Here is a 12,134-nt window from a genome sequence, read left to right on the forward strand (position 1 = left end):
CTGTTCTCCTCGCGCTCCGCTAACCTTGATCTAGTCGGTCTTCTCAACGTTCCAGAAAACCGGGACCGACGCCCCTTCGAGGACGCCCTTGAGGCTGTCGCGCCAAGCGCTCGGCGATTCGAACTGCCCAACCAGGATGAAGGTGCCTTGCTCCATGACGCGCGCCTGAATCTCGGCGGCGAGCTTCTTCTGCTCCTCGAGCGATGTCGAGCGGGCGTAGGCGTCGCGCAGCTTTTCCATCTGCGGATCGTCGGGCCAGCCGAACCAGCCGCCGCTCTTGCCGCGACCGCTCAGCATGACGTCCGCGACCGGATTCAGAATGTCAGCGCCGACCCAGTAGGTGAAGAACATGTCCCAGCCGCCGGCGCTCGGAGGATTCTGGTTGGCGCGGCGGGTCACGAGAGTCTGCCAATCGGTCGCCTGCAGGTCGATATTGAAGCCCGCCTGGCGCAAGAGCTGCGCCGCGACGATCGGCTCCGCTTTGTTAAGGTCGGTAGCGGCCAACAGCGTCACGGGAGCGCCGTTGTAGCCGGCCTCCGCGAGCAACTTCTTTGCCTCCGCCATGCCGGTGCCCTTGACAAGCGATTCCGAGCCGACGTCTGTCGCGAGGGGCGTTCCGCACCCGAAGATGGCGCCGCAAATTTTGTAATATTTTGGATTGCCTATTAAAGCGTCAAGAACATCCTTCTGATTCATCGCAAGCAGCGCGGCGCGGCGAATCTTCGGATTGTCGAACGGCGGATGGAGAAAGTTGACGCGCCCGATCGTCTGGAAGCCGAGCTCGTTGAGATTGCGGATTACGATCTCTTTGTCGGCCTCGAGCAACGGCAGCATGTCGATTGGAGGCGCCTCCAAGAAGTCAATTTCGCCCGATTGCAGCGCACTGACCGCCGTCTGCGGATCGGCCATCGCCAGCCACTCGACCCGGTCGACTTTGACTACCTTGCCTCCCGCAGTCCAACTCGGCGGTTCGGAGCGAGGGACGTAATCCGTGTTCTTGACGTAGACTGCTTTCACGCCAGGCTGGAACTCGGATTGCACGAACTTGAAAGGCCCCGAGCCTATCTGCTCGGCGATGGCCTTGTCGGCGGGCGTGTCGGCGATGCGCTTTGGCATCATGAATGGAACGAGCGAGGAAGGCTTGGCGAGCGAGGCGAGCACTAGCGCGTAAGGCTCCTTCAGCTTCAACGTGATCGTCTTGTCGTCAGTCGCCTCGAGACTCGCGGTGAAGTCAGCGAGTTTCTGGCCCATGCCGTCGCGAGTTTCCCAACGTTTGATGGAGGCGACGCAATCCGCCGCAGTCACCAGATTGCCATCGTGCCATTTGAGGCCATCGCGCAAACTGAGCGTGTAGGTGAGCTTGTCGTCCGAGATTTTCCAACTCGCCATTTGCGGCTGGACCTCGAAATTCGCATCCATCGCGAGCAGCGTGTCATAGACCATGTAGCCGTGGTCGCGCGTGATATATGCTGTCGTAAGGAGCGGATCGATCACGCGTAAATCCGAATGCATCACGACCGTCAGCGTCTTTGCATTCAAACCGGAAATAGAAACGATCGCCAAGGCGATAAAAACAACAATGCTCAGGATAGGTTTCTTGTAGGCCGGAGGTTGGCAAACGCGACAATGAGGCAAGGCATGCTCCGGTTATCTACTGAATTTCCAAACAGCATCGAATCGCGTGGCGTCGAAGAGGCGATGCGCTCGACGTCGCGGTTCTGAGCAACTCCCGTACCAACTTTTCTCCGCAACGCTCAATCCAGCGCCGCGAGCAGCCCGGCCATCAAGCGTCCCCTGTGGACAAGGCTTCGCACTTCTATGTGTTCCTTAAGAGTATGGGCGCCGCCGCCGACCACGCCGAGCCCGTCGAGCGTCGGAATGCCCATGGCTCCAGTAAAATTCCCATCCGATCCGCCGCCTTGGCTCGCGTGCGGAAGATCGAAGCCGAGGCCCTTGGCGATGGAGCGCGCCTTCTCATAGAGCGCCATCGTGCCTGGTTGTTCCAGCGTCCAGACCGGCCGCGTGACGCCGCGCGCCACCGAAAAGGTCACGCCGTCGTGGGAGCCGGAAAGCGCCAGCATGCGCTCGACGCCGCGATCGAGATCCTCCTGACGCTTGGCCATGCTGAGGACCTCGCCGGTGCAAAGCGAGGAGACGCAGTTCACCCATTCGCCGCCATGCACCACGCCGACGCTGAAGGTGCAGTCTTCTGTGGTCATGGCTTCGATGGCGAGGATCTGCCGCGCCATCTCGCGGATGGCGGACCGGCCGTCGGCAAGCCGTGCGCCGGCATGACTTTGCTTGCCCGCGCTCTCCAAATTGAAACGGGCAATGGCGTAGCGGCCAGTGACGACGCCGTTATCGGCGAGCGAGGGCTCCGGCACCAGCACGTATTTTTGCTGCGCCGCCTCGGCCTCTATCAGCGCTCGCGCGCTCGGCGTGCCAACTTCTTCGTCGGGAGTGAAGAGAACGGTAATGGGCAATGGCGTCGAGACGCCTGCCCGCGCAAGCTGGCGAATCGCCTCGAGCGAGATGTAGTTGCCAGCCTTCATATCGAGAATGCCGGGGCCGTAGCACTTTTCGCCCTCTCGCCGCCAAGGCAATTTCGCCAAGGTTCCGATCGGGTGGACCGTGTCCAAATGTCCGGCGACCATTATGCCGGGCTGCCCAGCGAGAGGGTGCGGAAAGCGAGCCCGCACACAGCCGCCAAAACCGCCTTGGCCCGGGATGCGCTCGATCGCGGCGCCCATCTCGGCGAGATCTGCGGTCGCAAGATCGATCATCCGGTCGACGGCGGACGCGCTCCAGGTCGGGCTTTCGCACTCGATCCAGGGCCGCAGTCCCGCGAGCATGGCCTCGACGTCGAAAGGGAGTTGGGCGGGATTCATGAGAGCGGGATCCTTTGACGCAAGGAGGCCCCGCCCTTTTAATGGTTGGCGCGGATGAGTTTGCGCAGAGTCTCGACCATGGTCTCGATCTCCGTCGGCGTGGAGATGAAGGGCGGCGCCATGACAATGGTATCGCCGCTAACGCGGAGCAGAACGCCCTCGGTCAGGCCTTGCTCGAAGATGCTCAGCCCGCGCAGGCCGGGCTCGCCAGACATCGCCGCAAGATCGACCGCAGCGGCGAGCCCAATATTGCGGACGTCAAGAACGCCGGGCTCGCCCGCGAGAGAGTGCACGGCGTCCTCCAGCACCGGCTCGAGCGCTCGCGCCCGAGCGAACAAATCCTCTTCTTCGAAAATGTCGAGCGCCGCGTGAGCGACCGCGGCGGCCAAAGGATGGCCGGAATAGGTGTAACCATGGAAGAACTCGATCGCGTCCGGCGGCCCTATCATGAACGCGTCATAGATCTCCTGGCGCGCGATCACGCCGCCCATAGGAACGATCCCATTGGTAATCGCTTTGGCGAAAGTGATCATGTCCGGGACCACGCCGAAGCGATCGGCGGCGAAGGTCTCGCCGAGACGTCCAAAGCCGGTGATGACCTCATCGAAGATCAGCAGGATGCCGTGCTTGGTGCAGATCTCCCGCAGCCGCTCCAGATAGCCCTGCGGCGGCACGACGAGTCCGGTCGAGCCCTGCACCGGCTCGACGATCACCGCCGCGATGGTCGAAGCGTCGTGCAATGCGACGAGTCGCTCCAGGTCGTCGGCGAGATCAGCGCCCCAGTTCGGCTGCCCGCGCGAGAAAGCCATCTCCGCGGCATTGTAGGTGTGGCGAAGGTGATCGACGCCCGGCAGCAGCGCCGGCGCAAACATTTTGCGGTTGCCTACCATGCCGCCGACTGAGAGGCCGCCGAAACCGACGCCATGATAGGCGCGCTCGCGGCCGATCATGCGGAAACGGTGCCCCTCGCCGCGCAGGCGGTGATAGCCGAGCGCAATCTTGAGCGCTGTGTCGACTGCTTCCGATCCCGAATTCGTGAAGAAGACCCGATCGAGACCGGCAGGAGCCATGCCAGCTACGCGCTCGGCCAAACGCACCGTGACTGGATTGCTGATTTGAAAAGGCGGGGCATAATCAAGCGTTTCGGCCTGTTGCTTCAGCGCCTCCACAATTTTGGGGTGGCCGTGGCCGATCGGGCAACACCACAGACCCGACAGACTGTCGAACAAGGAGCGGCCGTCGACGTTCTGGTAGTAAGCTCCCTTCGCCGACGCCATAAAGCGGGGGTTTGGGTTCTTCTTGAAGCGGCGATTGTGCGTAAACGGCAGCCACAGGGGATCGACGTTGAGTTGAAGCGCGGCGGCGCGGTCGATGAGAGACTGATCCATGGGTCCTCCGGTGGCTAGAGCAGGCGCCCGCCAGTTTATTCGCGCGGTCCCCTGGGCGGAATTTGGGTGGAAGCGCGAGGCGACCCTCGGCTGTCCGACGAACGCGATGATAGGACTCCTAACCATCATCGTATATATACAGTCGGCGATCTTGCCGCCGCGGCTGTATTGGCGCCTGGATTAATACAGTTGTCGGTCAAATGCGCACTGGTCATTATTTCCGCAAAACTGCTCATCGAAAGTGCAAGAGGCGGTTCTTGCGTCCGGCCGCGAGCCGAAGCAAAATTAGAGCCCCAACTGTAAATATACAGCTGACTCGCGAAGGGCGGTCCGATGGACCATATGATAGCTGTCGATACGGGCGGAGCCGTTCCGTTGGTTACCCAGATTTTTGAGGCGATGGCCGAAAAGATCGACAATGGCGACCTGCGGGGCGGCGCACGCCTGCCTTCGGTAAGGCGTCTGGCGGAGCAGTGCGGCGTCAGCACGCTGACCGTATCCAACGCCTATAATCGGCTGGTGGCGCAGGGTTATTTGGAGGCGCGCCGCGCGAACGGTTATTTCGTCAGCGGCCGCCCCAGGCCGACGGGCCGACAGAGCGAGCCGCGCAAACTGCCGGCCCGCGCCGCCTCGGTGGACTCCCTCTGGCTTCTGCAGCGCGTCTATGAGGACGAAAAGGCGGTCTTGCGGCCAGGATGCGGCTGGTTGCCGGAGAGTCTCGTATTCGCCGACGGCATCAAGCAGGCGCTGACGACGGTGGCCAAGAAGCCGAACGTCGCATTCACTCGCTATGGCAATCCTCTTGGCTATGCGCCATTGCGGCGACAGATTCAGCTACTGCTCGCCCATCGCCACATCGACTGTGACGCCAAACGGATCGTGCTGACCCAGGGAGCGAGCCAGGCTTTGGACCTAGCGGCGCGCGCCCTGCTGCAGCCAGGCGACACCGCGCTCGTCGACGACCCAGGCTATTGCAATCTGTTCCCGGCCTTATGGGCGATGGGCGTTAAGATGGTCGGCGTGGAGCGCACGCCGCAGGGACCGGACCTCTACATGCTGGAGCTTCTTGCCCGGCAGCACCGCCCGAAGGTATTTTTCACCAATACCAATCTACATAATCCGACCGGCACAAGCTGCTCGCCGGCGGTCGTGTATCGCATCCTGCGGCTCGCCGAGGAATGCGATTTTCACGTGGTGGAGGACGATTTCTCCGCGGATTTGGTCGCCGAGACCGCGCAGAGCGTGGCGAGCCTCGATCAGCTCCGCCGCGTCATCTATATCGGCAGCTTCTCGAAGAGCATTTCGCCGACCCTGCGCGTCGGGTTCCTCGCCGGCAACGACGAGGTGGTGGAGCGCGTCCTCTACCACAAGATGGCGGGCGGCCTAACCAGCTCCGAGCTCACCGAGCAAGTCGCGCACGCCATCCTTGTCGAGGGTCACCACAGACTGCATCTCGCGCGCCTCTGCGAACGGCTGACGTTGGCGCAGGAAACTGTCTGCAAGGGGCTTGCCTCAGCCGGACTCACGATCTTCCATCGGCCGACGGGCGGCATGTTTGTCTGGGCGGGGTTTGGTCTCCGCACCGATGTCGTGGAGGTGGCGAAGCAGGCGGCCGCCAAAGGGATCATGCTGGCGCCAGGCTACTTGTTCCGGCCCGACCAGCAGCCAACGCCCTGGCTCCGCTTCAACGTGGCCCAGGCCGACGATCCGCGCCTCTATCGATTTCTCGACGAAGTTAGTTCACGCCATGCCGAAGCGTAGAGCGTGTCCCGCGCGACCGATTGCCGCGATGCCCCATCGGGGCGCACCTCCGGCCGCGGCTGGTGCGGATTATGCAGCGGAGAGACAGGAAACGGCGTCTCATTTTGCTCTCTCGATGGGCGTTGGAGCGGTCGGACGTTACGGCATTCCCGTTCGACGGGTCGCCGTCTCCAAGCCGACCTGCTCGCTCTGTCGCTTGATGATCTCGATCATGTACCGGCGAGGCCTTGCTCCGCTTTGCCCGGAATATGCTCCGCTGCAAAGGATTCGCCTTGAACGTTCAGCTCCAATCGATCGATTTAGCCGCCGCCGTGGAGACCAACTGGACCTCTCAGTTGGAATGGCTCAAGATCCTAGTTGGCTTTCCCAGTCTGCGCGGGCGCGAAGGTCCGTGTCAGGATTGGCTGGCGCGGGAGTTTGCGGCGCGTGGCTGGGCGGTCGACCGTTATGCGCTGGCCGATGTCGCGATGAACCACCTGCCCGGCTATTCGCCGGTGATGGACACGGATTACTCGAATGCGGTGCAGGTGGTGGCTGCGCTGCGCAGCCCCGATGTGGGCGGCCGCAGCCTGATCCTGCAAGGGCATGTCGACGTGGTGCCAGTCGGACCCGCCGAGATGTGGACCGAACCTCCCTTCGGGGCGGTCGTCAAGGAAGGCCGCATGTACGGGCGCGGCGCCCATGACATGAAGGGCGGCGTGAGCGCCATGATTTTCGCGCTCGACGCGCTCCGCACAGCCGGTTACGCGCCCGCCGCCGACGTCTATGTGCAAACCGTCACCGAAGAAGAAAGCACAGGCAACGGCGCCCTTTCGACCCTTGCTCGCGGCTACCGCGCCGACGCCTGTCTTATACCCGAGCCGACCGGCGGCGCCGTCCTCCGCGGCACCCTGGGGGTCATGTGGTTCCGCCTCCAGATCTCGGGCCAGCCGGTGCACGTATCCCAGACCGAGACAGGCACCAACGCAATTCTTTCAGCCTTCGGCCTGATTCAGGCCATACAGGCCTATGCGCTCGAACTGAACGAACGGGTCAAGACTCACCCTTGGTTCAAGCGCGTCAAGAACCCGATAAAGTTCAATCCCGGCAAGATCCGGGGCGGCGATTGGGCGAGCTCGACGCCAGCCTGGTGCGAGGTCGATTGCCGCATCGCAGTGCTGCCGGGTATGTCCCTTGCGGAGTTTCGCGACGAGCTCGCCGGCGTCATAGCGAAAGCGGCCAAAGCCGACGCTTTCCTGGCTGATAATCCACCCAAAATCGTCTGGAATGGATTCCAGGCCGACGACTATGTGCTCGAGCCTGGGTCGGCCTTCGAAGAAACGATCCGCGCAGCCCATCGCGCGGTCGCCAGGTCCGAGCCGCAGGAATCGATCCTCCCGGCAGTAACCGACGGCCGCTTCTATGGCCGCTACTACGACATCCCCAGCCTTTCCTATGGGCCGGGCGGCGCGGGATCCCATGGTTTCGACGAATATCTTGACCTTGCAACTCTCAAGCGGACGACGGTCGTCATCGCGACGTTCATCGCCAATTGGTGCGGCCTGCGCGCCATCCCGCACAGATGAGCGGTCCGCCAGCCACTCACCTAACGCCTAGCGGGCTGCGGGCGGCCTCGCCCGCAGCCCGCTAGCGCGTTAGCAGAACTGATCGCGCCGTGGGAGCTTGACGGGCCGGTCAACCGCGACGTTTGCAAGACCTAGGTCGAGAAGGTTTTGGTTCTCGAACTCGGGCTCGGCGAAGTCTACCGAACAACCGGGCGTCGGTCCCGCCGAAGCGCGTTCATCACGGCGTCATCGACATTGAGGTGCCCGCGAACAAGATCCGGCGGCGTCAGCGCCATCCAGTTGTTGAGGGATACGTCCGTATATTTTGGCTTGTTGAAGACGTTGAGGCAACGCATCGTCGTCGCGCCGATGTTCTCGATATAATGTCCCATCGTCCTTGGCACATATCCGACGTCGCCTTCGCGGAAGTTGAACGTGCGCGCTTTGGAGGTGGCGTTGAAGACCGTCATCCGCGCTTCGCCCTCGAGATAATATTGCCACTCATCGGCATCGGGGTGCCAGTGAAGCTCCCGCATTGCGCCGGGTTCGAGTTCGATAATCAACGCGGACATCGAGGTTTCAGGGAAATTGGTCGCGTCGATGACCTTGGTCGAGCCGCCGTCATATTTCGCCGCTGGGTGTTCCGATGCATGCCAGGTGAAGGGGAGCGGCGGCGGGCTGTCAGGAAGCTGCTTGCGCACGACATCAAGCGCGCCAGGCACGGGCATGCGAAAGATATACTTCTCCGACTTCGGAATGTTCGCGAAGTGCTTCTCCGCCACCCCGAAATTCTTGGCGACGACGCTCGGCGGCATATGCGCCATAAACTCCGTGATGAGCAGCGTCTCGTTTTCCGAGAAATTGCCGTCGTCAAAGACCAGCAGAAACTCGCAGCCGCCTTCAAGGCCCTGGATGGAGTGTGGAATGCCGGCAGGGACCAGCCAGACATCGCCGGGCTTCAGATCGTCAATGAACACGTTGCGGTCCGCATCGACAACCGTAAAGCGCACGTTGCCCTGTAAGATGTAGGCCCATTCGGCTTCCTTGTGCCAATGGAGTTCACGCACCACGCCAGAATCCAGCCGCATGTTCACGCCCGCCATGGATTTCGCCGCAGGCAATTCACGCACTGTAACCTCGCGCGCCCATCCGCCTTCCTCAAGGCGATTGTGCGCCATGCCGAACGAAAACTTCAGGTTCGGCAGTGACCCATTATCTGTCTCGGGTGATATCAGAACATCCGGATTCTGACGATCGAGCTCGACGTTCCGCGGACCAGGATCGGTGGCTCCTTTATTTCCGCGAATCGGCTGCACGGGACTCTCACTGGACATGGCCGCACCTTTCAAAGCAATCATCGTTGATGACGAAATGTTGTTCTTGGTCTATCGCGAAACGCAAGGAAATGCCAGCCGCGCCCGAAGGCTTGGCGCAACTTTGGCAGAATTTTTTCAAACGCCTTCTGATGCGCGTTCGGCAGCGGGGACATCGTTCGCAGACCACGCCGTCATCAGTGAGCGCAATGTGAATCCTGTAACGGAAAGCGACCGCGGCGTTGCGCAGGAAGGCTAGTGGCGACGATCGGCGTCGCCGCATGGATTTCGGTTCATATCCTTAGGGCCCAGACCCATAAAATGGTTGGCGTGACAGGCGGATTGTGATTCACAGCTTCCGAAAGGAAGCGACTATGAATCGGGATCAATTCTGGCTGACGGACGCGCAGTTCGCGAAGATCGCGCCGCATCTTCCCACGGACACGCGCGGCAAGGCGGGCGTCGATGATCGCCGGGTGGTCAGCGGGATCATTCATGTGCTGAAATCTGGCGGACGCTGGATTGACGCGCCGCTGGAGTACGGGCCAAAGAAGACTCTCTACAATCGCTACGTTCGCTGGGCTGCTAAGGGCGTTTGGATCGATCTGTTCCACGCGCTTGCGCAAGCAGGCGGGCCGCCGGCGCAGGTCCTCATCGACTCCTCGGCGGTCAAGGCGCATCGCTCGGCCAGTGGCGGCAAAGGGGGGAGAAGAATCAGGCCATCGGCCGTTCGCGCGGCGGGCGCACAACCAAAATCCACGCATTGACCGATGCGGACTGCCGCCCGCTGTCTTTCATGCTCACCGGCGGCCAAATCGCCGATTGCTCGGCGGGCGCGGAGCTTATCGCGCGACTTCCTCCTTGCGAAATCCTCCATGGCGACAAGGGCTACGACGCAAATGCGATCCGTCGGCAGGTCGAGGAGCGCGGAGCTATGCCGAATATCCCGCCCAAGGCCAATCGCAGGTGGAAGAACTGCTTCTCGCCCTTCCTCTATCGAAACCGCAACGCCATCGAACGCATGTTCTGCCGCCTGAAAGACTTCAGGCGCGTGGCTACCCGCTACGACCGAAACGCCATAAACTTCCTCGCCACAGTCTGCATCGCCGCTACCGTTTGCTACTGGTTGTGAGTCTGGACCCTAATATGCCAAACAAATGTGAAGTTGTTGTCGCCGCCCAGAACGAATTGGTAGAATAAGCTGATCGGACCGCCCGGGTTTCCCGGCGCTACCGAACCCTGTCGTCGTCAGATTTTCTTGACCTGGGTGTTGCCGGCGACATCGTTTTGCGAACGGGCGGACAGCCAACCCAAATCGCGAATTGGTTTGCGCTTGACGAAAGCCGTCTGTGGTTTTGTGGTTTTTGACTTAATATGCCTCAGGGGATGCCTCGGCTCGTAACGCGCCGGGCCGGCCCTTCCTTGCCCCTTTTGGGATGAACAAACAAGCAGCAGAATGCATCATAAGCGCCTACGGCGCCCGCATTTTTTGCTAAAGCTTCCCTCTTTCATTGGCTGGGCACATCCGCAGAGGGCTTGGCATGAGGGTTGCTGTGGTATGTGCTACTGATCCGCTAGATCCCGCATAAAGCCACATGCTGGTTCGGACGATTAAGAGGCTGGCGAAATGACACTTATCAATCGACGAGCACTGATGACTCGCGCGGGCGCGTTCGGAGCGAGCGCGATGGTGCTGGATCCGACCTTCCTCTGCTCTTTAGCGATCGCGCAGACGAGCAAGCCCGTTGTTTTCCTGTCCGCTGAGAACATCACCGGCAACTGGGACCCGACCGCGCATACGACGCTCTCGCAGAAGAATGTCGAGGGCTTCGTCATGGGATTCCTGACCCGTACGCCGATGCGGCTCGATGCGCCCGACAAGACGAATTACGAACTGGCGACCAGCCTCAAGCTGTTGGACGAGCATCGCTTGGAGATCAAGCTGCGCAATGACGTCAAATTCCATGATGGCAAGCCGTTCAAGGCCGAAGACGTCAAGGCGACGATCGAATATGGCGCGCTGCCCGATCGTCCGGCGCAATGGTATCCTGGCCCGACGTCTGGGCTGACCATTACCACTCCAGATGATTATTCCGTCATAATCGATACAACTAAAGGCGGCTATCCCGCAGATCTCTTCATCTTCCTCGCTTCGTTCCTGCCGATCATGTCAGCGACCGATGTCGCGGCCGGCCCGTCCGGCCCCTTGACGCAAAGGCTAAACGGAACCGGTCCTTTCCGCTTCGATGGCCAAAAGGGCAACTCGACGATTCTCAAGGCAAACGCCGCCTATTTCCAAGGCGCCCCGAAGATCTCCGAGATTCATTTCAACTTCGTCGGCGACGCAACGACCCGCATGCTCTCACTGCTGAACGGCGAGGCTTCGATCGTCGAGCGGTTGGAGCCCGAACAGGTCGAGACTCTGACCAAGAATTCGAAGATCAAGACGAGCGCCATCGTCTCCGTCGAAAACAAGTATCTGTGGTTTCGTTGCTCAAAGCCGCCGTTCAACGATCCGCTCATCAGAATGGCGGCATGCAACGCGATCGATCGCTCGGCGGTGCTTGAGCTCCTCGGTTCGGCGGGTTACGCCTCTTCAAACTTCTTCTCGCCAGTGAAGTTCGGCTATGTCGATCTCCCGAACTATCCGAAATTTGATCCAGCTGCGTGCCAGGCGCTTCTGGCGAAAGCCGGCTTCCCCAAGGGCAAGGGGCTGCCGCCGCTGGAATACATAACCTCGGTCGGTTTCTATCCGAAAACAAAGGAATATGGCGAAGTCATCACCGGCATGTTGCAGGAGCAGGGATTCCCGGTCACCTTGACCGTGCTCGAGCCGGCGGCTTGGAACGAACGTCTCTATGATCGGCCTGGCGGAGGCCCTGGTCACATGATCGATTGCGGCTGGTCGACGGGGTCGCCAGAGCCGGATCTCGTGCTCCGCACGCATTTCTATTCAACCTCGAAGCGCATCTGCGGGATCAGCGACCCGGAGATCGACGCCGTGTTGGACAAGGAGCGGAATGCGCCGACGCTCGAAATTCGGAAGAATGTTTTGCAGACCGAAACGATGCCGCTTTTGGCGCAGAAAGTCCCGGCTCTATCGCTCTTCACCTCGGTCATGATCCACGCGATGCAGAAGGATCTCGACGGCCTGTTCATCTATCCCGATGGATCGATAGATGCGTCCAAGGCCGTCTACGCCTGATGCTTCCGACCGGCGGGACTGCTCCTGGAGGCGCG

The 12,134-nt window shown here is 61.1% G+C and carries 9 protein-coding genes; 5 read left to right on the forward strand and 4 right to left on the reverse strand.

The annotated features are described in order from the left end of the window. Positions 1-30 precede the first annotated feature (30 nt). From WDN46_01170 to WDN46_01180, 3 genes are all read right to left on the reverse strand, one after another. Positions 31-1,512 (reverse strand): ABC transporter substrate-binding protein, encoded by a 1,482-nt coding sequence (locus WDN46_01170; GenBank protein ID MEJ0092080.1) that lies wholly within the window; start codon positions 1,510-1,512, stop codon positions 31-33. 242 nt (positions 1,513-1,754) lie between these two features. Then, positions 1,755-2,888, reverse strand: coding sequence for a M20/M25/M40 family metallo-hydrolase (locus WDN46_01175; protein MEJ0092081.1), 1,134 nt, complete (start codon positions 2,886-2,888; stop codon positions 1,755-1,757). A gap of 38 nt (positions 2,889-2,926) precedes the next feature. Then, a complete protein-coding gene (locus tag WDN46_01180; protein ID MEJ0092082.1) occupies positions 2,927-4,276 on the reverse strand; it encodes an aspartate aminotransferase family protein in 1,350 nt (449 codons plus the stop codon). Between the two features lie 333 nt (positions 4,277-4,609). Here WDN46_01180 and WDN46_01185 point away from each other — a divergent pair, with 333 nt between their 5' ends. Next, positions 4,610-6,037, forward strand: a complete 1,428-nt coding sequence (locus WDN46_01185; protein MEJ0092083.1) for a PLP-dependent aminotransferase family protein — start codon at positions 4,610-4,612, stop codon at positions 6,035-6,037. Between the two features lie 272 nt (positions 6,038-6,309). Next, the gene (locus WDN46_01190) at positions 6,310-7,602 is read left to right on the forward strand and encodes an ArgE/DapE family deacylase (GenBank protein ID MEJ0092084.1); all 1,293 of its coding nucleotides are present in this window, start codon (positions 6,310-6,312) and stop codon (positions 7,600-7,602) included. 176 nt (positions 7,603-7,778) lie between these two features. On the opposite strand, the gene WDN46_01195 is transcribed toward WDN46_01190, so the two are convergent. Further along, on the reverse strand, positions 7,779-8,939 hold the full coding sequence (locus tag WDN46_01195) for an oxalate decarboxylase family bicupin (GenBank protein MEJ0092085.1): 1,161 nt from the start codon (positions 8,937-8,939) through the stop codon (positions 7,779-7,781). On the opposite strand from WDN46_01195, the gene WDN46_01200 reads away from it, so the two are divergent. The 3 genes from WDN46_01200 to WDN46_01210 all read left to right on the forward strand — a co-directional run bounded on the left by WDN46_01200 (position 8,914) and on the right by WDN46_01210 (position 12,099). Further along, positions 8,914-9,153: a hypothetical protein gene (locus tag WDN46_01200; GenBank protein MEJ0092086.1), complete on the forward strand. Its 240-nt coding sequence runs from the start codon at positions 8,914-8,916 to the stop codon at positions 9,151-9,153. The genes WDN46_01195 and WDN46_01200 overlap by 26 nt on opposite strands. 115 nt (positions 9,154-9,268) lie before the next feature. After that, positions 9,269-10,026 (forward strand): IS5 family transposase gene (locus WDN46_01205; GenBank protein MEJ0092087.1). Its coding sequence is split into 2 segments (ribosomal slippage): positions 9,269-9,608 and positions 9,608-10,026, totalling 759 coding nucleotides; the frame shifts between segments, so codons are not numbered across the junction. A 522-nt stretch (positions 10,027-10,548) separates the two neighbouring features. Further along, the gene (locus WDN46_01210; GenBank protein ID MEJ0092088.1) at positions 10,549-12,099 is read left to right on the forward strand and encodes an ABC transporter substrate-binding protein; all 1,551 of its coding nucleotides are present in this window, start codon (positions 10,549-10,551) and stop codon (positions 12,097-12,099) included. Positions 12,100-12,134: the final 35 nt, after the last annotated feature.

Source organism: Methylocella sp., from assembly GCA_037200525.1.
In the GTDB taxonomy this organism is placed as follows: Bacteria; Pseudomonadota; Alphaproteobacteria; order Rhizobiales; family Beijerinckiaceae; genus Methylocapsa.